This window comes from Fastidiosipila sanguinis, from assembly GCF_002998295.1.
Lineage (GTDB): Bacteria > Bacillota > Clostridia > Saccharofermentanales > Fastidiosipilaceae > Fastidiosipila > Fastidiosipila sanguinis.
Window position 1 is genome coordinate 795,199 of sequence record NZ_CP027226.1, and the last position, 26,127, is coordinate 821,325.

At 32.9% G+C, this 26,127-nt stretch carries 20 protein-coding genes and 3 tRNA genes; 2 read left to right on the top strand and 21 right to left on the bottom strand.

The genetic code is table 11. The features are described from left to right. Positions 1–12: 12 nt before the first annotated feature. The 6 genes from nadD to C5Q98_RS03455 all read right to left on the bottom strand — a co-directional run bounded on the left by nadD (position 13) and on the right by C5Q98_RS03455 (position 3,745). Complete coding sequence (gene nadD, locus C5Q98_RS03430) at positions 13–1,200, bottom strand: nicotinate (nicotinamide) nucleotide adenylyltransferase (protein WP_106012320.1); 1,188 nt, start codon at positions 1,198–1,200, stop codon at positions 13–15. Between the two features lie 46 nt (positions 1,201–1,246). Then, on the bottom strand, positions 1,247–2,350 hold the full coding sequence (gene prfB, locus C5Q98_RS03435) for a peptide chain release factor 2 (RefSeq protein WP_106012321.1): 1,104 nt from the start codon (positions 2,348–2,350) through the stop codon (positions 1,247–1,249). 95 nt (positions 2,351–2,445) lie between these two features. Beyond that, entirely contained in the window at positions 2,446–3,282 is an 837-nt protein-coding gene (locus C5Q98_RS03440; RefSeq protein ID WP_106012322.1) for a hypothetical protein, read from the bottom strand. Positions 3,283–3,424: 142 nt separating this feature from the next. After that, positions 3,425–3,510 (bottom strand) — tRNA-Leu (locus tag C5Q98_RS03445). A 53-nt stretch (positions 3,511–3,563) separates the two neighbouring features. Next, positions 3,564–3,648 (bottom strand) — tRNA-Tyr (locus C5Q98_RS03450). A 20-nt stretch (positions 3,649–3,668) separates the two neighbouring features. Then, a tRNA-Ile gene (locus C5Q98_RS03455) sits at positions 3,669–3,745 on the bottom strand. A 275-nt stretch (positions 3,746–4,020) separates the two neighbouring features. Here C5Q98_RS03455 and C5Q98_RS03460 point away from each other — a divergent pair. Beyond that, positions 4,021–6,567, top strand: a complete 2,547-nt coding sequence (locus C5Q98_RS03460; RefSeq protein WP_106012323.1) for a M1 family metallopeptidase — start codon at positions 4,021–4,023, stop codon at positions 6,565–6,567. Between the two features lie 100 nt (positions 6,568–6,667). After that, on the top strand, positions 6,668–9,247 hold the full coding sequence (locus C5Q98_RS03465; RefSeq protein WP_106012324.1) for an ATP-dependent DNA helicase: 2,580 nt from the start codon (positions 6,668–6,670) through the stop codon (positions 9,245–9,247). A gap of 7 nt (positions 9,248–9,254) precedes the next feature. Here C5Q98_RS03465 and recO read toward each other — a convergent pair whose 3' ends face one another. The 15 genes from recO to xseA all read right to left on the bottom strand — a co-directional run bounded on the left by recO (position 9,255) and on the right by xseA (position 26,094). After that, a complete protein-coding gene (gene recO / locus C5Q98_RS03470) occupies positions 9,255–10,034 on the bottom strand; it encodes a DNA repair protein RecO (protein WP_106012325.1) in 780 nt (259 codons plus the stop codon). Positions 10,035–10,107: 73 nt separating this feature from the next. Further along, positions 10,108–11,763 (bottom strand): GTPase Era, encoded by a 1,656-nt coding sequence (gene era / locus C5Q98_RS03475; protein ID WP_158695698.1) that lies wholly within the window; start codon positions 11,761–11,763, stop codon positions 10,108–10,110. After that, complete coding sequence (locus C5Q98_RS03480; RefSeq protein ID WP_106012327.1) at positions 11,732–13,930, bottom strand: HD family phosphohydrolase; 2,199 nt, start codon at positions 13,928–13,930, stop codon at positions 11,732–11,734. The genes era and C5Q98_RS03480 overlap by 32 nt, the downstream gene beginning before the upstream one ends. A gap of 99 nt (positions 13,931–14,029) precedes the next feature. Then, positions 14,030–15,025 carry a PhoH family protein gene (locus C5Q98_RS03485; RefSeq protein ID WP_106012328.1) on the bottom strand — a complete coding sequence of 332 codons (996 nt, stop codon included), beginning with the start codon at positions 15,023–15,025 and terminating at the stop codon, positions 14,030–14,032. Between the two features lie 71 nt (positions 15,026–15,096). Then, positions 15,097–15,861, bottom strand: a complete 765-nt coding sequence (locus C5Q98_RS03490) for a DUF881 domain-containing protein (protein ID WP_106012329.1) — start codon at positions 15,859–15,861, stop codon at positions 15,097–15,099. Continuing rightward, positions 15,848–16,726: a DUF881 domain-containing protein gene (locus C5Q98_RS03495; protein ID WP_106012330.1), complete on the bottom strand. Its 879-nt coding sequence runs from the start codon at positions 16,724–16,726 to the stop codon at positions 15,848–15,850. Before C5Q98_RS03495 ends, C5Q98_RS03490 begins: the two co-directional genes overlap by 14 nt. Positions 16,727–16,773: 47 nt before the next feature. After that, a complete protein-coding gene (locus C5Q98_RS03500) occupies positions 16,774–17,700 on the bottom strand; it encodes an RluA family pseudouridine synthase (RefSeq protein WP_106012331.1) in 927 nt (308 codons plus the stop codon). Further along, positions 17,700–18,302: a signal peptidase II gene (lspA, locus tag C5Q98_RS03505; RefSeq protein ID WP_106012332.1), complete on the bottom strand. Its 603-nt coding sequence runs from the start codon at positions 18,300–18,302 to the stop codon at positions 17,700–17,702. The genes C5Q98_RS03500 and lspA overlap by 1 nt, the downstream gene beginning before the upstream one ends. 132 nt (positions 18,303–18,434) lie before the next feature. After that, on the bottom strand, positions 18,435–19,997 hold the full coding sequence (rny, locus tag C5Q98_RS03510) for a ribonuclease Y (RefSeq protein ID WP_106012333.1): 1,563 nt from the start codon (positions 19,995–19,997) through the stop codon (positions 18,435–18,437). A 244-nt stretch (positions 19,998–20,241) separates the two neighbouring features. After that, positions 20,242–21,297, bottom strand: a complete 1,056-nt coding sequence (locus C5Q98_RS03515; protein WP_106012334.1) for an RluA family pseudouridine synthase — start codon at positions 21,295–21,297, stop codon at positions 20,242–20,244. Positions 21,298–21,317: 20 nt separating this feature from the next. After that, positions 21,318–22,997, bottom strand: a complete 1,680-nt coding sequence (recN, locus tag C5Q98_RS03520) for a DNA repair protein RecN (RefSeq protein ID WP_106012335.1) — start codon at positions 22,995–22,997, stop codon at positions 21,318–21,320. Then, positions 22,997–23,473 carry an arginine repressor gene (gene argR, locus C5Q98_RS03525; protein WP_106012336.1) on the bottom strand — a complete coding sequence of 159 codons (477 nt, stop codon included), beginning with the start codon at positions 23,471–23,473 and terminating at the stop codon, positions 22,997–22,999. The genes recN and argR overlap by 1 nt, the downstream gene beginning before the upstream one ends. Positions 23,474–23,512: 39 nt before the next feature. Next, positions 23,513–24,370, bottom strand: a complete 858-nt coding sequence (locus tag C5Q98_RS03530) for an NAD(+)/NADH kinase (protein WP_106012337.1) — start codon at positions 24,368–24,370, stop codon at positions 23,513–23,515. A 73-nt stretch (positions 24,371–24,443) separates the two neighbouring features. After that, positions 24,444–24,800: an exodeoxyribonuclease VII small subunit gene (gene xseB, locus C5Q98_RS03535; protein ID WP_205728440.1), complete on the bottom strand. Its 357-nt coding sequence runs from the start codon at positions 24,798–24,800 to the stop codon at positions 24,444–24,446. A gap of 1 nt (position 24,801) precedes the next feature. After that, the gene (xseA, locus tag C5Q98_RS03540; protein ID WP_106012338.1) at positions 24,802–26,094 is read right to left on the bottom strand and encodes an exodeoxyribonuclease VII large subunit; all 1,293 of its coding nucleotides are present in this window, start codon (positions 26,092–26,094) and stop codon (positions 24,802–24,804) included. Positions 26,095–26,127 lie beyond the last annotated feature (33 nt).

The window sequence follows — 26,127 nt, forward strand, 5'->3', positions numbered from 1 at the left end:
AAACTCCTTTTCCTACATGTTTTTTATTGTTTTATAGGCAGCTACTGAATTTTTGTGAGCTTTTTGGCGATTATTTGCTAAGTTATCAGCATTCAATTTTAGACTAAGTAGTAGCGCCTCTTTAATATCATTCTTCTTTATTAATTTTCGTATTTTTTTTACACCATTATATTTTCTTGCAGGTTCTGTTTTATCCGCTAAATATACAATTGCATCTAAATTACTCAGATCACCTCTTAATGTTGAATGATAATAAATAGAATTATATATATTTTCATCATTAATGCCAAACATTGGCTCTAATAGGTATGCTGCCAAAGGACCATGAGTAATCTTATCAATTTCAACATATGATGCATCAGCTTTGTCAAGGAAATCTTGATAGTCACTAGGTTTAATTTCTTTTGCTGAGTCATGTAATAATCCTGCAACAGCAGCAGTAAACAGATCTTCTCCCATTATTTCAGCAATATCTATAGCTTTGTACATTACATTAACACAGTGACCAACTCTATACGTTGAAAGTAATGAGAATAAAATTCTTTCATATTCTCTAAGTTCTTTTATTTGTTCAGCAGAGAAAATTTTATTGAGGTCTCTTTTCTTTCTATAAATTTTATTTTGCTTTATATAGTTTAAAACCTTTGGGTTGATTCCTTCTAGATCATAATCCTTTTTTAGCAACTTTTCTCTCAACTCAGTACTTGATATATCTTGTGTCTCCATCTTCAAAAACTCTACGTTAGCAGAATACTTGTTCTCAAGATATTTTTTGTGCTTGTTTAGATTACCATCTTCTCCTGGTCGCTCTACCACTAATAGTGTAGCAATTTTCAAAATGTCTTCAAATTTATACCATTTTTCAAAAGAAAAAAATGAATCTCCACCAATTATCAAGTATATTTTTTCATCATTATACTTTTTCTTAAAATGTTTTATGGTTTTTAAAGTATAGGACTTATTTTTTCTTTTTATTTCATATCGAGAAACTTTTACTATTTTTAAACCTGCAAGTGCGATTTCTGTCATTTGCAATCTATAACTAGCAAAAGATACCCATTTATCTGTTTTGTGTGGTGGGTTCCCGGCTGGGATAACTATAACTTTTCTTATTTCATTAAGTTTACTTGCTTCTTTTACTATATTTTCATGTGCTATGTGAATTGGATCAAAAGTTCCACCAAATATTGCAATTGCCATAATACCTCTTTTATAATCTTCTCATCTAATTAAATTTATACTTAACTTATTCTTTTTCACTTGATAAAAATGCTAATATAAACCCTTGAATATCTCCGTCCATTACTGCATCTACATCACCAGTCTCATAATTTGTTCTATGATCTTTTACCATTGTATAAGGTTGAAAAACATAGGATCTTATCTGACTTCCCCAAGCAATATCAAGTTGTTCACCTTTCAGATCATCAATTTTTTCTTTATTCAATTTTTGAGCTAAAGCCACCAATTTAGATTTTAGTTGTCGCATAGCAACATCTTTATTTTGGTGTTGAGATCGCTCCGCCTGACTGGCTGTAACAATACCTGTTGGCAAGTGAGTAATTCTAACCGCTGATGAGGTTTTGTTAACATGTTGTCCTCCAGCTCCTGAAGCTCTATAGGTATCTATCCTTAAATCATCTTGATTTATTTCTATTTCAATTTTGTCATCTATTTCTGGCACTACTTCCAATGAAGCAAAAGATGTATGCCTACGTCCGGAAGAATCAAAAGGACTAATTCTAACTAAACGATGCACTCCCATTTCAGAACGCAAATATCCATAAGCATATTTACCTTCTATTGAGAAATCTACACTTTTAATTCCTGCCTCTTCCCCTAGCAAAATATCATTAATTGTGAATACGAAATTATTTTGTTCTGCATAACGTTGATACATACGCAAAAGCATTTCTACCCAGTCCATTGCTTCTGTACCACCAGCTCCAGCTTGTAAGCTTAAGTATGCATTATTCTCATCATAAGCTTCAGTAAATAAGGTTTCCATGAATAATTGCTCATATAATTTTTTGAATTCTGCAATTTGATCCATTAACTCCTCATCAAGAGTACTATCACCAGATTCTTCACCTAATTCAATTAGAACAAACAAGTCTTCGTATTGAGCTTTTAAATTATTAAAGCTTTCTATTCCAGTTTCCATTTGTTTAATATCACTTTGAATCTCAATTGCTCTTTCTTGATCAGTCCAAAAATTAGGTTCTTGAGAAATTTGTTTTAATTCTTCCAATCTTGATGCTTTAGTATCAATATGGAGAGCTTTTTCCAAACTCTCTAATTTATCTTCATAATCTTTCAATTCACTTTTTATATAAGTGTAATCTGTCATTCTTTCTCCCAAACTACTTCAATCAAAAATTCTTTATAAATCATATAGAAATATAGCAAAAATCGTCCCGTAAAAACTATGTTCAAATAGCTATATCAATCTCTAGGCTCGCCAGAAATTTCCTCCTGAATATGTTTGATATTATCCACAATATCAAATACAGAACCTTCAATTCTTACCAATCCTCTAGGGTTTATTTTTGCATAATATATATAATAAAGAGTAAATAATCTACCAATCACAAATACTGAAACCGCTGTTGAAAAAGCTGTAATCAAACTATATCCAACAATATTAGCAGGTACAAGCAAGGCCAATAGATTTCTAATTAAACTTAATACAAATTCTAAAATGATTAAAGACCAAACCAAACTAAAAGTTATTCCTTTAGTTTGATAGAAACTTTCAGACAAGGCTGTACTTAACTTTTCCTTATCTTCATAAACATAAAACATACTGAAAACTAGCTTAGTAAGGATTATATAAAAAGGTAGCATAAATAGGAATGCTCCAGATACAAATGGGACTATTAGTAAAGCTAGAAATAGCAATAATTGGGGAATTTTTTTCAGATAGGTTTCTATACTTTCTGAACTTGGCTTGCCTATATAATCACCCAAAGCTATAGCTCCATATAAAAATACAAATGCCAAATTAAGCAATTTCATCACTAGTTGAGATGATAGGTAAATAATATTTCCCCAAGACAAAATACTATTTGCATTTGCATCTGGCAAAAGATACCTAGTCTCATTAAACAAATTCCCATTATTGTAAACCCAATTTATGAAAGGTGATAAATCTTTATCTCCAAGAGGAAATAATAAAAACAACGAATTAAGCAAAAAAACTATCAAAAAAATGTATTTAATAGTATTTCTACTTTTCAATTTATTGAACTTTAAGGCTTCAATCATAAATGTTAGGCTCATATACTCTTTTCCTTATATTTAATTGTTCTAAGTTTATCACATGTTGAATTAGCTATTTATATTTTAAATTAATATATTATCAAAATATGGTAAATAAAAAAGACAAAAACCACTAGAAAAACAGATAGTTCTTTCTAATAAGTGGTGCGACCAACAGGACTTGAACCTGCACGTCTAAAAGACACTAGCACCTGAAGCTAGCGCGTCTGCCAATTCCGCCATGGTCGCAGATCAAAATATTATCAATATAAAAAACCACCGGTTTGCCGGTGGTTTTAAACTGGTGGGGGAGGACGGATTCGAACCATCGAAATCGTAGATAGCAGATTTACAGTCTGCCCCCTTTGGCCGCTCGGGAACTCCCCCATGTCCTTGCCTGTTTATAGTGGTGGGCCTTCCGGGACTTGAACCCAGGACCGGTCGGTTATGAGCCGACTGCTCTAACCAACTGAGCTAAAGGCCCGTTGCCGTTCAACTATTCAAGCAACGAATAAGATTATATAAACCAAAGTTCATTCAGTCAAGCTCTTTTTAAAATCATTATTTTTGCAAACAAATAACTACTAAAAACTGAGCGTGAATGACAGTATATATGTTAAACAAAAAATAATCAAGCAATATTTTAAAGTTTTTTATTACAATTTTTATTACAATGGTAATCACAATTAAAAGGTTTACTATTAACTAATGATATCCGTGGATATCATCTAATCATCTATAAATAAAAAGGAGTTTACTATGAAAACCGTTGAACATTTAATAAATAACCTGGTCCCTTCTCATTATGATTTGTTTTTTGATATCGATCGTAAAAGCAAAACATTCTCTGGTAAAACTAGGATTCAAGCTAATGCTAAGTCAGAATCATTCAAACTTCACCAAAAAGATTTACATATCTCAGAAGTAAGAATAAATGGTAAGGCAGTTAGTTTTGAAATAGATAACGAAAATGATCACATTATAATCGCTGCTAATCAAACCGGCGAAATTACTATTGAGCTAGATTACAGTGGTAATATCACAGATAACATGGATGGTATTTATCCTTGTTATTATACACATGATGGCCAAAAGAAAGAATTAGTTGCAACTCAGTTTGAAAGTCACTTTGCCAGACAGGCTTTCCCTTGTGTAGATGAACCTATTGCTAAGGCTACATTTGATTTAAAACTTAAATTTGACCAAAAAGATGGAGAAATTGCTCTAGCAAACATGCCAGAAGCTAAAGTTGGTCAAGGGTCTGAAACTGGTATTTGGGAATTTATGACTACACCAAGAATGTCTACTTATATTTTAGCTTTCGCATTAGGTGATCTCCAGTCAATATCAACTGAAACAAATAGTGGTACAAAAGTTGCTGTTTACTCAACAAAAGCACATGAACTAGAACATCTTAATTTTGCATTAGATATAGCCAAAAGAGCTATAGAGTTTTTTGAAGACTACTACGGCTTCCCTTATCCTCTCCCACAATCATTGCACGTTGCCTTGCCTGACTTCTCAGCAGGTGCAATGGAAAACTGGGGTCTTGTTACCTACCGTGAGATGTACTTAATAGCAAACGAAAATACTAGTTTACAACATAGACAAGGAATTGCCTTAACAATTTCACACGAATTAGCTCACATGTGGTTTGGAAACCTTGTAACTATGAACTGGTGGGATAATCTTTGGCTAAATGAAAGCTTTGCTAATATGATGGAATACGTCTGTGTAAACGCTTTAGAACCAAGTTGGAATATTTTCGAATCATTCCAAAGCAGTGACGTTCCTGCTGCACTAAATAGAGATGCAACTGATGGAGTACAATCTGTACAAACTGAAGTCAAACACCCTGATGAAGTAAATACAATTTTTGATGCTGCTATTGTTTACGCTAAAGGTAGCCGTTTATTACAAATGCTTCGTTACGCTCTAGGTGATGAAATCTTCGCCAAAGGACTGAATAAGTACTTTAATGAACATCAATACCAAAATACTAGTGGTGAAGATTTGTGGTCTGCCCTCTCCTCTGTTTCAGGCAAAGATATTAGTGAATTTATGAATTCTTGGTTGACTCAACCTGGATATCCTGTTGTTAGTGCAGAGCTTGATGGAGATGCAATTAAACTAGATCAAGAACAATTCTTTATTGGCCCTCATCAAGATAGAAACAGGCTATATCAAATTCCACTAAACAGTACTTGGGAAGATATTAACTTTACTTATACCGATAAAGGAACTGAGATAAGCTCCTACTCCGAATTAAGAGAAAAATACGGTAAACCTTTCAGACTTAATTTTAATAACATGGCTCACTACATCACTAATTATGATGATAATTTGTTAAAAGATATTTTAGACAATTTCAAGAGCTACGATAAAATTAATAAATATCAGCTAGTGCAAGAGCAATTATTATTAGCTCAAGGTCAACGCATACCTTATGCCAATCTAATTAAATTTGTTCAGAAACTTAGTGATGAGCAAGCTTACATGTTGGTTGGACTAAACAATAGAATTTTAAGAGGTTTAGAATTATTTGTTGATGCTGAGGATGATAGCGAAGCTAACTTGAAAGCTTTGGCACTACTTTCAAATATAAACAATTTCAATCGCCTAGGCTTCTTACCAAAAGAAAATGATAGCTTCGATGATGAAATTGTCAGAGAAATAGCAATAAGTAATATGCTTTTCGCAGAATATAAACCTGCAGTTACTGAGGCACATAAACTTTTCACAGATAATAAAAACAATCTGGAAGAGCTTCCTGCATCAATACGTTTCTTCGTTCTTAGAACTGAAGTCAAACATTTTGAATCTGAAGACTTAATTAGCGAATTATTGAAACTTTATGAAAACAGTAGCAATGTAGCATTTAAGGATGACATTAAATCAGCTTTAGCATTCACAGAAGATCAGAATAATCTCAAAAAGATTATTGGTACTTGGAAGAACAAAGATATTGTTAAACCTCAAGATCTAGCTTCATGGTACTCTTCATTCTTACGTAAAGACTTCTGCCAAGAAGATGTTTGGAACTGGGCTCGTGACAACTGGGAATGGCTAAAAGTCGCACTCGGCGGTGATATGAGTTTTGATAGTTTTGTAAGAATCCCTGGATATGTATTCCAGACTGAAGAAAGATTACAAGAATTCAACGATTTCTTCGAAAGTGAATTAGATAATTTTGCAATTAAGAGAAATATTGAAATGTCCGCAAAACAAATTGAAGCTAGAATTGATTTGATTAAAGCTAATAAACAAGAGGTTAAATCCGCCCTCAAAGATTTTGCTGAAGAATAGTTTTGCTTTTCTAAAATAATACATTCAACCACTAGATTAGTGTTAAACTCTATATCTAGTGGTATTTTTTTACTCTATTAATGTAAAGGAAGAAAAAGCTTTGGCAAACATTTCAGCTAAATCAGAAAACAATATTATTCATGTAGCAGCTAGAACTCTAGTTGAAACTCTATATCGTAGTGGAAGTATTAACCAGATTAACTACTCCAGCTTAAGTGCTAGAGAAGGTAGTCGAACTCATCAAGCTTTTGCAAATAAAATAAAAGCTGAATTTCGCAACTATGATATTACCTCTGAACTGAAATTAGATAGTATATATGAGTTCTCAAAGATCTCTTCAAATGAAGATAGTTCTGTTTTTGTCCCTAAGCAAAACTCTTTTTCAATCGATGCACTTGAAGTATCAGGGCGTGCTGATCTTTTATTACAGCCTATTAAAGATGAAAATAATATCAGTTTTTTTAATTTTGAAGAAAATCCAGAGGAAGACTTTATTATTGAGGTTAAAACAGTAAACCGACCTCTTAACGAGATACCATATGAAGGTGAAAAAATTCACTGGCTTCAATCAAAAATTTACACATACATGTACTGGAGTAATAAGCTCAAAACCGGACAAGAGATTCCTGATTCAATACCTTATGCTCTTGCGTATGTTTCTGTCGAAACCTTGGAATGTGATTTTAAATTTAAATATACCAGTTGGGATGACCTAGAGTCCTGGTTTGTTGAGACATGTAATAAATACATGAACATGGCTCTAAGCATCAAAGAGCGTGAAAATCGTCGTGACTTGAGTATTGAAAATATGGAATTCCCTTATACTCAGATACGTTCTGGACAAGAAGATTTTATGGATGAAGTTTATAGAAACATCCAAACCATAACACCACTAATAGCCCAAGCTCCAACCGGAACAGGGAAAACAATTTCCGCTCTCTTCCCTGCCATTAAACAATTAGCTAATCATAAGTTTGAGCATATTTTTTACTTAACTGCAAAAACTTCAACCAGAGTAGCTGCTGAAAATGCAATTGAGGACCTACGTCAAAATTCAGGTCTATTTTTGCGCTCTATTACATTGATGGCTAAAGAGCAAATCTGCCCTTATCATAAAGACTCAACAGATTGTCCTTATTCTTTAAACTATTATGACAACTTACCTGGTGCACTAGAAGACCTCTGGCCAATTCAAGATATTAATGCAGAGATAATAAAAAAAGTTTCAGAAAAACATAAGGTCTGCGCTTTTGAATTGAGTCTAGATGTATCTTTGCATTGCGATGTAATTATTTGTGATTATAATCATGTCTTCAACCCTAGAATTCAGCTTGAGCGCTATTTTTCCAAGCAGGGTCAACCTCAAATTGTCCTAGTTGACGAAGCGCACAACCTGATAGATAGATCTAGAGATATGTATTCTGCTACATTAGACAAAGAAGATTTTAACTACGTGAAGACTCTCTTGCCTAATGAAAACATGAGATTGTATTCATATAATGACTACATAATTAGTTATTTAAACAAACTAGAACATGCAATTTCTGAGGGTAAGGATGGATTTGATGAACTTGAGGTGAATTTAAATAATGCTGAGCGTACCCAAGATATCAGGGTTGTACAAGCAGAGAATTTTCGTGCTACAAATTCTAAGTTAAGAAATCTAAATGAAGCTTTACTTGCCTGGGTTCAGCATGCCAGAAACTTTTTGGAAGATATTATAGATCCAAAAGCCCATCGGAAACTAGTTGAAATAATTGGAGAAGTTAAGTTTTTTATAAGAATAACAGATGAATTTTGGAGTGATGCTTATGTTGCTTGTGCTAGAAAATTTAAGAACAATGTATATTTAAAATTAATATGTTTAGATACTTCTGCTGAGATAAGCAAGACCTATATAAATAAACATGCAGCAATTTTCTTCTCCGCTACATTAACACCTATTGAGTATTTTGCTTATAATTTCTGTGGAAATGAAAGAGATAATAGACCTAACACTTTGAGCTTATACTCCCCTTTCCCTCCAGAAAATTTAGAAGTATTTATAGCAGACTATGCTAAAACAACATATAAAGAAAGAAAAACTAGTGCCGCCCAAATTGCAAAATCTTTAGCTCTTTCAATACTTCTCAAAGGTGGTCAACAATTTGTTTATTTCCCATCATTTGCGTACATAGATCTTGTTGTGCCTCTGCTCAAGAAAATTTTGAACGGAAGAAATATAATTTGGGTAGAACAAGAGCGAAACATGAGTCAGAAAGAGCGCCAAAAATTCTTAGAAAAATTCGCCGCACCAGATCCAGATAAGATAGTTGTAGGTATAGTTGTGCTTGGAGGTATTTTTGGTGAAGGTATTGACCTTGTTGGTGATACATTAACAGGAGTATCCATAGTAAGTGTAGGCATTCCTCAAGTAAGTCCTGAGAGAAATATTATGTCAGAATATTATGATTATAAATTTCATAATGGCTTTAATTTCGCCTATTTGTATCCTGCAGTAAGTAAAATTCTTCAAGCAGCTGGTAGACTTATTCGCTCTGAAACTGATACAGGATTCATTCTTCTAATCGATGAGCGTTACAACAAACCACAGTACCGTCAATTACTTCCTGAAGATTGGGAAATTGAAGTAGCCAATAACATGGGAGAACTTAAGGAATTATTGGGTCCAGATAATTAATTAGCTTCTAGAAAAACATATCTAATTTTGCTAATTTATCGTAATTTTTGGTAAAGTGTTCTGATAAATAATGCTTAGTAAAAATACTTAATTCTTGTAATACTTTCTCTCCAATATTAAAGGAAAAAACTTTATTACTTTCTGCATTTACCATATATCTAAGTGCTGCCAAAAGTGCAGGGCTTATTCTGTAACAGGAATTGCTTATTTTGTTTGTTGTTATATCACGTGCATGACGTTCACAATATAGTCTTGCATTCTCAATATCAATAAAAACTTTATCATCATCCTTGCCCAAATGGTCTTCACAGTAGAAGCATTTATCCAGCATTGGCTTATATCCTAACTCACAGCATAACTTAAATTCAGCTACATTACTGATTAGTCTTGGATCCTTTGTATTCTTATCAAACTCATAAAGGCAACGTAACATAAACTCGTAAAAATTAAAATTATCTATAAACCTATCCCCTTGAGGTAAGTTATCGAGCATTATCTCCGCAATTTCAGAACTCGCTGTTAATAGATAAATATCTTTTTGAATGGATTTGAAGGTCTGTATGCTTGCTGCATCATCTAAACTATAGCGTTCTTTATTGTAAAAAAGCTCAAATTCATTAAAACTAAACAGCTGACAGAAACTATTAAGTCTATTTTTGGGACGTCTAATACCTTTGCAGTACACTGAAATCAGACCCAAATCTTGAGTTAAAATACTGATATATTTATCATAGTCTTGGAAATTAGTCATTTTGATTATAATACCTTTAACTTTGACATTAGCCATAAATAATATAATCCCTTCTAACTTAACTCTTACTTAGATCTATTCAATATAAAATAAATTCCTTTTATTAGACCTACTGAATAATGTCTACTTCAGCTGGTCCATTTCCACCTTCAGTATATCCAAGATCTCTTAGAACATTGTCTGCATTCTTCCAATTTTTCTGGACTCGAACGAATAATTCAAGATAGACTTTAGCTTCATAAAGATCTTCAAGTTTTTTCCTAACATTGCTACCGATTCTCTTAAGCATACGACCAGATTTACCCAAAATAACACCTTTTTGACTTGCTTTATTTACAAGGATTGTAGCTTCTACTATTACCAGGCTTCTCTCTCCTTCGTAATTATTTTTCTCGGTAAATTTATCAATATTTACAGCGACATCATGAGGAACTTCTTGATAAAGCAAATGCAAAATCTCTTCACGTATATATTCAGCTGCCAAAGCTTTTTCAGATTGATCAGTATATGCATCTTCTGTATATATTCTATCTTGTACTGGTAAATGCTCTTTTATAACTTCCAATAGTACATCAATATTATCATTTTTATTTGACGATATAGGAACTACATCCACGAAGTTAAATCTGTCTGTGTACTCTTTGATTAGAGGAAGCATTTTCTCTTTGTTAGCTATGTCTGTCTTACTTAAAACTAATATCAATGGCAAGCCTAATTCTTCAGCTTTCTTACAAGCTGTTTGCTCAACCTCTGTGATACCGCCTCTTCGAGGATCTACAAGTAGAAGTACTACATCAGCAATCTCTAGAGCTCCCCAAGCAGAACTTGCCATATAACGCTCAAGTTTATTATTTGCTCTCTGAATACCTGGAGTATCAATGAAAATCATCTGACTCTCACCATCATCCAAAACAGTCTTGATATTGTGTCTTGTAGTTTTCGCCTTTGGTGAAGTAATGGCCAAAACATTTCCAGAGAGATTATTCAGCAAAGTTGATTTACCCGCATTGGGTCTACCTAAAATTGCTATATATCCAGTTTTAAAATTTGGGTTAAAAGCTTCTTCTGTTTCTACTTCATTAACATGTGACTCTAACTCAGAAATTAATTCATTTGAAGGAGAGCAATTACTTTGTAATTCAATCTTTTTCTCATCTCGTATGTCTCTAGTAATATTCACTTCATTTAAGATTTCATCCTGAAGCCTGAACATTAATTCTTCGGTACTTCTAGATTCTTCATGATCATAGCCCATAACGTGCAACAAACCATGCAGAGCTAAGAAGGTCATTTCTCTAGTAAGAGAATGTCCATATTCTTCAGCTTGTTCAATGGCTCTTTCAACACAAATAATTACATCACCAAGATTTAAAATATAATCTTTATCTTGGCTTGGTTCATCTAATTCCTCATCGAAATCAGTTTCCTCATAATCGAAAGTTGGGGTAAAATCATACTCTGCCAAATCTGAAAATTTACCCAGTTCCATATCAAGTGTAGGAAATGATAAAACATCTGTAACACTATCTATATTCCTATTTTCTCTATTTAGAGTCCTTATAGTCTCCTCATCTACGAAACTAACATTTAGATAAAAATCAAAATCTTCAACTGTTATATTTTCAGGTAAGATATTTTCTAATTCTAATTTATTATAGTTTTCTGCTATAACCTTTTTTTGAGCATATGTTAAAGCTTTTTCAATATACGGAAAAATGAAATCAATATCATAATTATCTATTTGCTTGTTTAATTCTATTATCATCTGGATATTTAACCCTTTCGTGCAATAAACCTTCATATACATGGATAAAGGCATTCATAATCTCTTCTACATCTTTGAAAGAAAGACCAGAATTAACTAATTGATCTTGATCAACCTTTCCTCTAACTAATTTTCTTATTAATTTTTCTACTTCATCAATATCAGTTAAACCGGTGGACTTCATAGCCGCTTCTACAGTATCAGCAAGCATAACTACAGCAATTTCTTTGCTCACTGGACTTGGACCAGGGTATCTAAATTCATTAGTTGCTGGCAAAGGAATTCCCATCTCTTCCGCCTCATCACAAGCTTGAGTATAGAAAAACTGTAAAATAGTTGTACCATGGTGTTGTTGAATAAACTCTACTACAGATTCAGGTAAGCCATATTCTCTCGCTATATTTTGTCCAAATTTAACGTGTTTAAAAATAATTCTGGTACTTTCCTTTGTTTTCAAAAGAGAGTGAGGATTAAAACTACCTTGATTTTCTGTATACATTTGTGGGTTCCATAATTTACCTACATCATGGTAATAGGCTCCAACTCTAGCTAATAATGTATCAATGCCTATTCGTTCTGCCGCCGCTTCTGCTAGATTAGCAACCATCATACTATGTTGATATGTAGCAGGCGCCTCTAGGAAAAGACGTTTTAAGAGTGGATGGTTAGCATTTGCTAAATCTATTAATCTTGTAGGTGCAACTGTACTTAAGAATAGTTCAACTATAGGTGCTACACCAATCGCTAAGACAGCAGAAAGAAAACCTGCTAAAGCTGCCATAATAGCACTTTGTAGCATTATGTATGTACTTTGCTGAACCAGTGAAGAATACAAAATAGAAGCAACAAAATTAGTAGCAGTGGCTCCAATAATGGTCAAGGTATTATTCTGTCTCGAACTTGAAGCTGAAGCAATTAAAGCTGAAGTAGTTGTACCTAAAACAGCTACAAATAAATACTGGAGATTCATCTGAGTCACTGGTAATAGCAATATTACTATAGACAAACTTAGTACTAAAGCTGTTCTCAAACCAAAGTAAGATGCAACTAATATTGCAACGAAATAAACTGGCAAAATTAGTGGAGATATACTAGTTAAATATGTAGATGCAAAGAATGTTGTCAAAAGAATTGCTGACAATACTGCCCAATCATTATATGTTCTAAGCTTCTTATTATCTTGGTATCTAAAATATATCCACATCAAGAATATAACTAATGAATATAGTAATACCAATGAACTTAAAGTACCCCAATCTATACTGTTTTTCTCTATCAATGCTAATTCATCTAACATCTGGAATTTTTCAGCGGTTATTGTTTCACCTTTGTTTACTATAGTATTACCAGCAGGGATCAAAACAGGATCATTATAAATTCTATTGTATGTAGATTCTTTAGCAGCTTTAGTTGCCGCTTCATCAAATATCATGTTAGGCTTGAGTAATGATTTTAGCAACAAAGCTATTTGATTATATTCATTTTTATAATAAGCATTATTCTCAATTAATGAATTAACTCTACTAGTTATGCTAACCAAAAGGCTAGTACTATCATGATCACCCAACATTATAGTTTCTGCAATATTAAGAGCATTCTTTTTCACAGCTGTATATATTGAAGGACTTGTTCTAATAAAAGTATCAATAATTGATTCTTCAACTTGTAAATCTTTTTCATTCTGTAGTTCTTCAATAATATTTTGTGTAGCAGCACTAATTTCTTCATCGTTAGGTACTCTACCCTTATATTCGTTTTCAACAGCAGTACTAGCTTCTGTATTGTTGTTTGAATTATTTGCATTATTATCTTTATTAGTAGTTTCAGTTACTTCAGGATTTTCAACTTTTTCAATATAAAGTTGCGATCTGTATTTATCTATAGAATCAAAAAATACATTCAACTTACGCATACTCTCATCTGACAAAGTTTCTGATCTTACGAAAACATCAGGAACCTGTTGCGCTTGTTCTAATGCTCTCTGATGGGTAGCTTCTTTGTTAACAATTGCTCTGGATGATACTATATTTTCTGGAGCTTTATCTCCTACGGCTAAGTCATATTTTTTTGGAATAGTAGCTGAATATAGAACAAATAGAACTGCAAAAGATATAAGTACAGTTAATAAAAATATTATAAATCTACTTAAATTAATCTTTCCTTTCACTTATTCTCTCCCTTCTGTTCTATCCTTTAACATTATAAATCTAATTTAATAAACTTATGCACTCAAAATTAGACTAACTAAAGTTAAAAATTTAATTAACTATTTTTCCTTAGTATCATCTTTTTTCTTTTGTCTATTTTGCTCGAAGTTTTTATCATACTTATCATAAGCTTTAATTATACTTTGAACTATAGGATTACGCATTACATCGCTGTCATCTAACTCAACAAATGCCATACCTTTTACATTTTTCAAAACTCTTTGGGCATGTATTAGACCTGAACGTTGGTTTTTAGGTAAGTCAATTTGTGTAGTGTCACCAGTTACTACAATTTTAGAATCATAGCCCAATCTAGTCAAAAACATTTTCATCTGTTCTGGTGTTGTATTTTGTGCTTCATCTAAAATTATATAAGCGTTATCAAGAGTCCTACCACGCATATATGCTAGCGGAGAAACCTCTATCAAACCTCTTTCCATATTAAGTGTATACGTCTCATAACCCATTAAGTCAGCTAAAGAGTCATACAAAGGTCTCATATATGGATCAACTTTAGTCTGCAAGTCACCTGGTAAGAATCCCAAATTTTCGCCTGCTTCAACAGCCGGTCTAGTTAAAATAATTCTATCAACTTCTTCATTCTTAAAAGCCTGAACTGCCATCGCCACAGCTAAATAAGTTTTTCCTGTACCAGCTGGTCCTATAGCGAACGTAACAGTATTGTTGCGTATTGCTTCTATATATTTACTCTGTCCCAAAGTTTTTGAAACAACAGCTTTCCCTTTGGCATTAAGTCCTATCCAGTCCGGGTTATATACAGCGATGTTTTTCTTCTTATCTGCGCTCACTCCTGATAAATAATTGACTAACTGATCGTCTACTTCACCTTTACTTTTTGATATGTGCAACATTTTACTCACTATTTTATCTGCTAAATCTAGTTCTTCTTCAGTTTCAGCAATTATTTTTATTCCTAGTAAATTGGGTTCTATAATCACATTCAAATAATTTTCTATTGTCTTAGCATTTTTATTATTAACGCCAATAATATTCTGAATTATACTTTGTTCATCAATATGTATTATTTTTTCCAAATGTAAATCTCCTTCTAAGTTAATATCGAATATTACATATCATATTTTTAAATTCTTAAATAAGCATAAAGCTATTTATTTTCCACTTCAGTATTATTTGTGGACTCATCTGGTATAACTTCTAATAAATTTTGTCTATAGGCAGGACTATTTTCAGATAGTGCTGGAATCTTAACCTCCTGTGGGTATTCCATATTGACTACAACACCTTGACTTTGTAAGTGATTCCATATTTGGCTAGAGAATCTATAGTAATCTTGTAATTTTTTAACTTCACCAATAATAGAAATTTCATAGCCTGTTGGACTGGTGATATTTGTACCATTCATTACAACTTTAGTGTTCTCGCCACTTCCTGTTTCACTGATTTCGGTCAAAGCCACAACCCTTTCACCATTAATAGAAATAGCGTAAGCACCATTAGCTTTTAGAGAATTTACTATAACTAGTAAGGATGAAACACTAACTTTTGCATCTTTAGCGCTAGAGTCTAAAGTAATAATAGCTCCTGGACCTTTAACATCTGTTAAACCAGCATATGTTTTTGTTCTTATTAGTTGTTCTTGATAATACTTAAGTTGAGCATTTTCATCATCACCAAGCTCTATGAATTTCTGTAAACTTTCCTTATATTCAGCATTACGTTGTGCAAGTTCAGCATTAACTATATTCAGCTGTTGAATTTTCTCCTGTAAATCTGCCTGATTTGTATTTCCAAATAAAGTACTTCCCTCTAAGGAATTTATATTCTTCATTTGCCAAGCTATTAAAACACCTAGAATTACACTTATTACAATTAATAATATATTAGCTACTATCTTATTATTTGTTTTCATTCTTATACCCTCCAAGTCTATCAACTTGTGAATTTATGTATATATCATCTTGCATAGGATTAAGCTGCATATCCTTAACGATTTCAATTTTTAGCTTAAGTCCCCTATCTTTCATTGCTTTAATAAATTGTTGATCTTGAAGTTGCTTGAAAAAATCTTCTATATTATCTATTCCTTCTAAACCACCTTCTATAACAAAAGGTGAAGAATGATAAACTCTATTTACAAGGACTGATGGTCCGGTACAGAGTAGTGGACTCATTGGAGATATCCTTTCACCATTTACTGCTATAGCATCAAAATAATTTGATTTAAAGAACTCAACAATAATTCTCAGATCACCGTCATGGACAATTTCACTTGAATCAGTTGTCGAATCATAGGCAATACCTTCTTTATCAGCTAGTGTCACTCTTATTCCTTGACCTTCAAAGCTTTTCATACCTGCAAAATGTAATACAAAATCATAATCACTGATTATACTTTTCAATTCAGTAGATTCAGTTTTCATATTCTGAATCATCATATTTCTAGCTTCTTCAAACTCTTTATTTAATTCTAAGTTCTCTTGCTCTAATCTTTTTTTCTGTTCTTCTTTAGCATTAATTTCTCTTTGAAGCTCTTTCAACCTATTTAACGGTTCTTCTTTAATTTTAATCTGTGCTTGTAAGTTCTTATTTGCCAAAATAAAAATAAAAACAACAAGTAATAAAGTTGAAATAGTTCCTAGAGCAAGTGATAGTTTGTTACTTCTCAACTTTGATTTACTTGAAACTTTAGCATCCATCTCAATATTATTTGAGCGAGAAGTAAATTTATTCAATTTTATTAAAGCTAATCTTTTTAATTTTTTTAAGATTTTCAAATTATCTACTCCTCCTTTTATCTTAACTTCATGAATAAAAGTATATTTTAACAATGCAAATTATAATTTAGTTTTTGCAGAACTGAAGAAAATCCTGCTGGTAATTCAGTCTCAAAATACATCTCTTCATTGCTGAGTGGATGTCTAAATTTAATACTTTTAGCATGCAAGCATAATTCATTTGCTAATTTATCTTGTCTAAATCCGTATATTGGATCTCCTAATATTGGGTGATTTATATACTTCATATGCACTCTAATTTGATGTGTTCTGCCTGTTAAAAGATTAATTCTCAGATATGACGTATTATTACTTTCGCCGATAATCTCGAATTCAGTATTAGCAACTTTGCCATTTTCTTGGACTGACATCTCTTGACGTTTTTTGGGATTTCTAGCTATAGGTGCATTTATAAATCCCTTGTTATCTTTAAATGTACCATGAACTATGGCTTCATAAATCTTAGTAACTTCTCTATTTTTAAATTGCTTCTGCAAATCAATTAATGCTTCATCTGTTTTTGCTACCACAAGTATTCCTGAAGTATCCTTATCAAGCCTATGTACTATACCCGCTCTAGCTTTTCCATTTGCCATAGCCAGATTATCACCACAATGATATAGGAGCGCATTTACCAATGTTCCAGACTCATTTCCAACCCCAGGATGTACAGTAATACCTGCATCTTTATCTATTACAATTATCTCTTTGTCTTCATAAATAATATTCAGAGGTAAATCTTCAGCTTGAGGGTTTTCAAGTAAATTGTCTTTATCAATTAAGCTAGAAAAGTCAATTTCTATTTCCAAGTCTTCAACAACCTTGAAACTAGGTTTCATTACACCTAGATGTGAAACCACCTTACCGTCTTTTATCAGCTGTGAAATTTCACTCCTAGAGATATCAGGAAGTAAATCAGATAAGGCTTTATCTAATCTCTTATTACTTTTTTCTAACTGTATTATTTCTTTCATTATTGTAAAGTAATGCTATCCTCACTACTAGTTCTCACATTATTTTGAATTTCCAAATTATATTTTTCTAAATCTTTATCGTATTTAAACATAACATAGAAGAATAAAACCACTGCCGAAACAGTAATACAAGCATCTGCTATGTTAAACGTTGGGAAGTGCCAACCATTATAGTGGAAATCCAGAAAGTCTATGACTGCTCCCAATCTTACTCTATCAATTAAGTTTCCAACTGTGCCTGCAAGCAGTACACTAATTGCAACTGGGAAAATTGCTGGCCAAGCACTATATTTGAACAGTAAAGTCAAAAATATAATAGTAGTTACAACTGAGACCCCTGTCAGGAAATATATTCCCCATTCTTGATTATTCAAAAAGCTAAATGCTGCTCCAGAGTTTAATGTATGAATAAATTGGAAAAACCCTGGAATAACTTCAATCTTACCACCATTTTGTAAGACCTCGTTATTAGCTGCCCATAACTTACTTATTTGATCTAAGACTACTAGTATTACTGTTAATAATAAAAATCCAAAAGATCTTTTCCAAGATATATCTGGTTTAAATTCTCTCAATTGATCTTCACTAGTTACTTTTTTCATATTTATACCCTTACTAATTTATTATTTCTTATTCTATATTTTAACTTAAATAATACTATTTGTCGCATGTTGTGGACTCTAAAGAAAAGCTTAACTTAAGCATAAAAAAAGGCCGGAAAATCCGGCCTTTTTTTAATTTGCTTGACTGGTGAATCTTGTCTCTCGTATCATATTGACTTTAATATGACCTGGATAATTCAATTCTTCTTCAATTCTCTTACTGATTTCATAAGCTGTTAATTTCATCTCTTCTTCGCTCATTTGCTCAGGATTGACAATAACTCTTAGTTCTCTACCAGCTTGAATAGCATAACTCTTTTCAATACCAGAGAAGCTATTAGCAATGTCCTCTAGACCTTGTACACGTTTCATGTAAGTCTCTACACTTTCACGTCTAGCTCCTGGTCTAGCTGCTGATAAAGCATCTGCTGCAGCTACCAATATTGCGATTACAGAGGTTGGCTCTGTATCACCGTGGTGTGAAGCAATTGTGTTAATGACAACTTCATCTTCATTGTTACGTTCAGCAATCTCAACACCTAACTCGACGTGAGATCCTTCCATTTCAAAGTCTGATGCTTTTCCTATATCATGGAATAAACCAGCTCTCTTTGCTAATTGGACATCTAATCCTAATTCTGCCGCTAAGAGACCAGATAATTCACAAACTTCCAATGAGTGTTGCAACACATTTTGTCCGAAGCTTGTTCTATAGTTTAGTTTACCTAACAATTCAATCTCCTCAGGAGTAATTCCTACTAGGCCTGTTGCTAGGCTGGCTTTCTCACCAACACTCTTAATAGTTTTATTAACTTCATTTTCTGCTTTTTCTACAGCTGCTTCTATGCTTGTTGGATGAACTCTTCCATCCTTAACAAGCTTCTCCATAGCAACTTTAGCAACTTCTCTCCTTAATGGATTGAAACATGATAAAGTTATTGCTTCTGGAGTATCGTCTATTATGACATCTACACCTGTAATTTTTTGGAAAGTCTTAATGTTTCTACCTTCACGTCCAATGATTCGACCTTTCATCTCATCACTAGGTAAAGACACAACTGAAATTGTATTATCTGCAACGAAATCAGATGCATATCTCTGCATTGAAGTTACAATTACTTCTTCTGCGTAACGATCAGCTTTTTCATCAATCTCAGCCTCTAATTGAACATATCTCGCTGCTAAGTCTCTACGATAGATTTGTTCCGCAGTTGTTAGTAACTGCTCTCTAGCTTCTTCCATAGATAAGCTTGCAATCTTCTCTAACTCAGCATTTTGACTCTCAACTAGCTCATTAGCTTTAGCTAATTGATCTTCAACTTGTTTTTCCAATCTGCTTAAATTCTCATCTCTAGAATTTAATTTCTTTTCTCTATTATCAACTTCAGATTCTTTTTGTTCTATCCTATTTCGCTCTTTATCTAAGCTACTTTGACGACTTCTAGAATCTCGTTCCAATTCTTGTTTGGCTTTATGAATTTCTTCTTTTGCCTGCAGGAGCAGTTCTCTTTTACGACTCTCGCCATTTTTCTCTGCGTTTGCTAATAATGTTTCCGCTCTTTTCTTTGCTTTAACATTCTCAGCTTCAATTTCTGTCTTCTTCTTGCTGAATCCTAAATTATAGTAAATCAGTATCGATATGACACCACCTGCGAGGCCAACTACCAAACCAATAATTAAAGACATTAAATCCATATTGGTAATCACCTCCAAATATTAAATTTTCAAAGTACATCTCACAGTTTATAATTGTTTAAGTTCTTAACTGTTAAACTTTCTTTCTTAATTGGCTTGAGGTCTTTTTACCTCTCACCTGTATAGAATACTAACATTAATTTTATTAAAAATTTGTGTTTATTGCAAATGAATAACTAATAATTTGATAAAAATAATTTACTTTTCTCACAAAGATACGACTGGCACAAGCTTTACATAATTATTAATTTTTTCTAACACTTGGCTCAATTTTTATTTGGAGAAGTTCCTCAATTCTTTCATAGTGTATATTCTCTTCTTCACATTCTTGTACTTTAATTAGGAATGATTCTAAGTCTTCAGCTAATTTTGCTTTCAGATGAAGTGCTTCACCAGTAATAGGATGATTGAAATCTAAAATGTAGGCATGCAAAAACTGTCTCTGAAGCTCTCTATTTAATTTCAAAGCTTCAAAATCTCTAGCAAGACTTGGGTCATGATAATCTCTATGATCAGTTTTCAAATAATATCCAAGTTTGCCATTTTCACGTATCTCTTTTGTATACCTGTAAGTTTGTTCCCAACCATAGAACTGATCTCCAATCAAAGGGCAACCCATGTAACGACAATGCACCCTAATTTGATGAGTTCTTCCAGTTTCAAGCAAAAATGCAATTAAACTAACTTTATTCTTTTCCCATTCAGCAAGGACTCTATAGTGGGTTAAAGCATTCTTACCCTCTTTACTGACTTTTCTAAATATTATGGTATTCTCTTCTCTTCCTATAGGTGCAGCTATAACACCAGATTTTTCAGGAAGGAAATTATGTGCCATGGCTAAGTATATTTTTTGTATAGGGGTCTTGCTTATCATATCTTGAGCATAAGGATTTTTGGCCATAATAACCAAACCAGACGTACCCATATCTAATCTATTCGCTGGATAAAGCTTATATTCACTTAATATCGTAGAAAGGCCATCATCTCCATAAAAACGTGGATGAGTAGGCAATAAGGCAGGTTTATTTACAATCACATACCATTCATCCTCAAATACAACTTCTATACCATAAGGATTTTCAATATTTCCTGTTAATTCATCAGGAAATTTTAACTCAACTTCAAGTATATCTCCTGCTTCTACCATATCTTTGTTACTACAAAATAAAGTATTCCTTTTCAATCCTTGATTAAGTTTGATTTTATTACAGATTCTAGTAGAAAGCCCTAATTCATTCTTAAGAATGAATTGGGCTGTTTTTCCGTCATATTTGGAGTCCACTTCATATTTTAAATACATAGAAAAATTGTCTCTCTAAATTACGCATTATATAGCAGTTTTCTTGCTAAAATTAAAGATTGTTCATCATCAGAATCTCCACTCAACAATCTAGCAATTTCATGTTCACGCTCTTCCTTGTTTAGCGGCTTAATATAAGTTTTTGTGGTTTCATCATCACTAGCTTTATAAATGAAGAATTGTTGATCAGCAACGGCTGCAATTTGAGCTTGGTGAGTTACACATAAGATTTGATGACTTTTTGCCAAAAGTTTAAGCTTCTCTGCCACGATTGCACTAGTTTCACCACTAATACCTGTGTCAATTTCATCGAATACTAGTAACTGTAATTCATCCGCCTGCGCAAGTATCACTTTTATAGCTAACATTACCCTGGAGGCCTCACCACCAGAAGCTGTTTTTGACAAAGGTTTAAAATCAGATCCTTTGTTAGAAGCAATCATAAATTCAGCATTTTCTAAGCCATAAGATTTAGCGTCAGACAAAGAAAACTTCTTGAAATCAACTTTAAAACGTGCTGCAGACATTCCAAGATCTTTAAGCTCTTTTTCTATGCCTTCTTGTAATTTATCTGCCCACTTTTTTCTCAAGTCACTTAGTATTGTCGCTCTTTCATATAGAATTTTTATTACTTGTTCTTTTTTCTTTTGTAATTTATCTACATTATCAGCTGCTTCAATTAGTTCTTTCCTTTTATCAACAGCTTTATCATGAAATTCCCAAACTGCTTCTATAGTAAAATTGTATTTTCTCTTCAATCTGGAAATTTTATCTAAACGTCTGATTATTTCATCTAATTGATTCCCTTGAGATTCTATATACTCTAAATCATCTTGAAGCTTGTTCTTAAGATTATAAATGTCATCAATCAAGTCATTAGTTTCTATCAAAATGCCTTCATATTCACTATTCCAGATGCTAAGATCTTGAAGGTTAGAACTAAGCTCCTCCATTTGCGTAATAGCTCCACTAGTTTCACCAACACCTTCTAGAGCAATTAAACCTTGTAAAAGAGCATCTTTTATTTTCTCCTTATTTTGGAGAAGCTCTCTTTGTTCTCTTAGAACCTCATCTTCTCCTACTTGAGGATTAACTTCTTCAATCTCATTTATTTGGTATTCCAGACTTTCTAACAAAGCTTTACGCTCTTCAGGGTCTGCAACTAAAATCTTCTCTTGACGTCTAACTTCCTGTAAAGCCTTATAAGCTTTTTGGTAATTCTCAAAAGCAGGATATATTTCTTGGTGCCCAAACCTATCTAAGAGTTCTAGATGCTTATCCTTATCAAAGATTAATTGTCTATCATTTTGGCCATGGATATCAGCAAGTTTATCCCCCACTGATTTAAGTAAACTAAGTGTTACAGGGCGTCCATTAATACGACATAAATTTTTGCCATTTGATCTAATCTCTCTTGAAAGAATAATTTGATCTTCATCTTTATCCAAATAAGATTCTATCTCTTCATCACGGGATAAAATGTCATAAACATCAGTATATACTGCATCAACAGTTGCTAAGTCAGCTCCTTTTCTTATTAATTCTCGATTTGCTTGTTTACCAGTAATAGCTTCAATAGCTCCAAGCAAAAGTGATTTACCTGCACCTGTCTCACCAGTAATGCAGTTAAACCCAGGCTCAAGATCGAGACTAGCAGATTCTATTAATGCAAAATGTTTGATGTCTAATGTGCTCAGCATTAACCTAAATACTCTCCTGTTTTAGCAAATTGCATGATTTGCTCTTCAATTTCTTCCACACTGAAGATTTCATGTACTGCTACAAAGACTGTATCATCACCAGCAATAGTTCCTGCAATTTTATTTGATTGCATAGCATCAATCGCAGATGCACAAGCTTGACCCATTCCCGGTAATGTACTAATAATTACTAGATTCCCAGTATGTGCACTTGAAACAACAGCTTCAGAGAAAATTTTCAATAATTTGTCAGTACCCGGATCACTAACAGAACGCATAGCAACAAATTTTTGTTTCCCATTAGCAGTATTAGCTTTTACGATATTTAACTCTTTTACGTCTCTAGATACAGTTGCTTGTGTAACGTTTAGTCCAGCTTCTTTTAATTGTTCGACTAACTCATCTTGTGTCGAGATTTCAATATCGTTAATAATTTCTAAAATCTTTTTATGTCTATCGCGTTTACCTAATTTCATAATTTATACCTCTATAAAAAAACAAATTATACAAATAAACTATATTCCGCGAGCCTTTAATTTACCTGGCAACTCAGCGAAAAACTCTTTATCATCAATACAAATTATTTCCATCTGTTTCTCAGCTCTGCGAACCTGTATCTTCTGTTCATTATTAATTTTCACTGCCATTCTGCCATCTACACTAAGATATGGTTGATACAAATAGTCACTTTTTATTGCAATTTCTACTAAATCTGTACTTTTAACAACATAGGTTCTATTCTGTAAAGTGTGTGGCGAGATTGGAGTTACAAGAACTAAATCTAATTCAGGATCTACGATTGGACCACCACAAGACAATGCATATCCCGTGGATCCACTAGGTCCAGCTACTATAATGCCATCGCTAGGTATAGTCTGAATATAACGTTGATTAATATTTAGCTCACATGGAATTATCCTACTTATATCACCTCTGTATAACACAGCATCATTCAAAGCGTAGTCTTGATAAATCAACTTTCCATCCAAATCTATTACTCTAACATCAAGCATTAGCCTACTTTTCTTCGTGAAATTTCCATCAATTAATTTTTTTAACGAAGTTTCTAAGTTTTCTGAGTCGATCTCAGCTAGGAAACCAAATGATCCTCTATTTACACCAATTATTGGTATATTTTTCCCATATATTTCTCTACATGTGTAAAGAAAAGTTCCATCTCCACCTATTGAAATAGCAATATCGACACCATCCCAAGAATGTTTGAAGGCAGAACCAGTACCGACATAGCGATGTTCCTCTCTTTGATCTGGATACACTACATCTACTCCTAAATTAGAAAGAATTTTTGCAGTTTTTTCTAATATATGGAAATTCGGGTCTTTATATTTATCCGCAACAATACCAATTCTCAAGGTAGCCTCCTAGTTATTTCAATAAATATATATATTATAGAACACTATAAATAAATTTTATTAAAATTCCTTACTAGTTTTCTGGAATATAATCAATTTCATTACCATCTGCCAATAATTCTTTGACTTCGTGTTCTGCCGCATTTAACTGTTTTTTACAGATTTGTACTAATTCTGTACCTCTTCTAAATAGGTGCATTGAACGATCCAAAGCCAAGTCACTTCGTTGAAGTTCTTCTACTATCTTATCTAGTTCTCGCAATGACTCTTCAAAATCAGGTTTATCAGTGCTCTCAGTTTCTTTATCTACACCAGCGTTGGAGTTTATACCTTCTTCTTTCTTAGTAATATTATTAGCTTCATTTTCTACATCATCTAGATTTCCGCTCATCATTTCATCAATATCTATATTAAATTTTTCGTCTGACATATTACTTTCCTTCCTTCTCGATACTTACATCCAAGACTTCAACTTTTAATTTTCCATCCTGCATAAAAACATCCAATGCTTCATTTTTTCTGATATCTTGGGCTGATACTAATGGTTTGCTTTCTCCAGTTCTAGTCAACATTGAATAGCCTCTACCTAGAACTTTAAGTGGACTAAGTGCATCTAAACTTGCAACTTTGCGAGCCAAGGATTGCTCCTTATTTTTAAGCAGGTAGGTCATTCTCTGCTCTAATTTATCGGCATTAATATCTACAGCTTCTTTTTTTCTATCCAGATTTTCATAAGGATTAAGTAAAAATCTATTTTCTGATAAATGACTCAATTTTTGATTAAGAAGTTTAATTATACTTACCATATTAGTTTTTAGTTTATCTTCTAAATTAAATAGCCTTGTCTCAGAAAAATCAACTTTTGCAGATAAAAGTCTGGACATTTGCAATTCTTTGCTTCTCATATATTCTAAAACTTCATTAATATTTGGCAGAGCAACTTCAGCTGCTGCAGAAGGCGTAGGTGCCCTTAAGTCAGCTACATAATCACAAATGGTTGTATCACTTTCATGTCCAACAGCTGATATTATTGGTTTTTCCGAAGCAAAAACAGCTCGAGCAACACTCTCTTCATTAAAAGCCCACAAGTCTTCTAGAGATCCGCCACCTCTACCAACAATAATTACGTCAACCTCTTCCATTTCATTTAATTTCTCTATTGACTTAACTATAGTAGGTGCTGCATTCTCACCTTGAACACTACAAGGTGCTAAAACTATCTTACTAAGAGGCCAGCGTCTTCTACTTACGTTTATAATATCTTGAATAACAGCTCCCGATCTAGAAGTTGCTACTCCAATAACTTTTGGGAATTTAGGAATTGGCTTTTTGAATTCTTCGCTATATAAACCTTCTGCTTGTAATTTCTTATTTAGCTGCTCAAATAATAAATATAGATTACCCTTTCCATCCAAGTCCATCTTATTTACATAGACTTGAAATTTTCCATCTCTCTCATATAAGGAAACTTTCCCAGATAAAATTACAGCGTCACCATCTTTTGGTCTAAAATTCAAGCTACTAGCTGCAGATTTAAACATTACACATGACACTTGGGCATTTTGATCTTTTAAATTAAAATACCAATGTCCTGAAGAATATACTTTGACGTTACTTAGCTCACCAACAATAGAGATATTTTGCAGCACAGATTGATTTCCTAATAAACGGAATACATATCGGTTTAATTGAGAAACTGTTATGCTTTTAATATTCTCCTGCATATTTCACCTTTTACATTTTTTGAATTTTTAAAT

Excerpts from the sequence above, each read along its gene's own strand:
- xseA (WP_106012338.1), bottom strand. The coding sequence starts at position 26,094 with ATGCAGGAGAATATTAAAAGCATAACAGTTTCTCAATTAAACCGATAT.
- C5Q98_RS03500 (WP_106012331.1), bottom strand. The coding sequence starts at position 17,700 with ATGAAAGAAATAATACAGTTAGAAAAAAGTAATAAGAGATTAGATAAA.
- C5Q98_RS03515 (WP_106012334.1), bottom strand. The coding sequence starts at position 21,297 with ATGTATTTAAAATATGAAGTGGACTCCAAATATGACGGAAAAACAGCC.
- nadD (WP_106012320.1), bottom strand. The coding sequence starts at position 1,200 with ATGGCAATTGCAATATTTGGTGGAACTTTTGATCCAATTCACATAGCA.
- argR (WP_106012336.1), bottom strand. The coding sequence starts at position 23,473 with ATGAAATTAGGTAAACGCGATAGACATAAAAAGATTTTAGAAATTATT.
- C5Q98_RS03440 (WP_106012322.1), bottom strand. The coding sequence starts at position 3,282 with ATGAGCCTAACATTTATGATTGAAGCCTTAAAGTTCAATAAATTGAAA.
- prfB (WP_106012321.1), bottom strand. The coding sequence starts at position 2,350 with ATGACAGATTACACTTATATAAAAAGTGAATTGAAAGATTATGAAGAT.
- lspA (WP_106012332.1), bottom strand. The coding sequence starts at position 18,302 with ATGAAAAAAGTAACTAGTGAAGATCAATTGAGAGAATTTAAACCAGAT.
- recO (WP_106012325.1), bottom strand. The coding sequence starts at position 10,034 with ATGGCTAATGTCAAAGTTAAAGGTATTATAATCAAAATGACTAATTTC.
- rny (WP_106012333.1), bottom strand. The coding sequence starts at position 19,997 with ATGGATTTAATGTCTTTAATTATTGGTTTGGTAGTTGGCCTCGCAGGT.
- xseB (WP_205728440.1), bottom strand. The coding sequence starts at position 24,800 with ATGTCAGACGAAAAATTTAATATAGATATTGATGAAATGATGAGCGGA.
- recN (WP_106012335.1), bottom strand. The coding sequence starts at position 22,997 with ATGCTGAGCACATTAGACATCAAACATTTTGCATTAATAGAATCTGCT.
- era (WP_158695698.1), bottom strand. The coding sequence starts at position 11,763 with ATGATAATAGAATTAAACAAGCAAATAGATAATTATGATATTGATTTC.
- C5Q98_RS03460 (WP_106012323.1), top strand. The coding sequence starts at position 4,021 with ATGAAAACCGTTGAACATTTAATAAATAACCTGGTCCCTTCTCATTAT.
- C5Q98_RS03490 (WP_106012329.1), bottom strand. The coding sequence starts at position 15,861 with ATGAAAACAAATAATAAGATAGTAGCTAATATATTATTAATTGTAATA.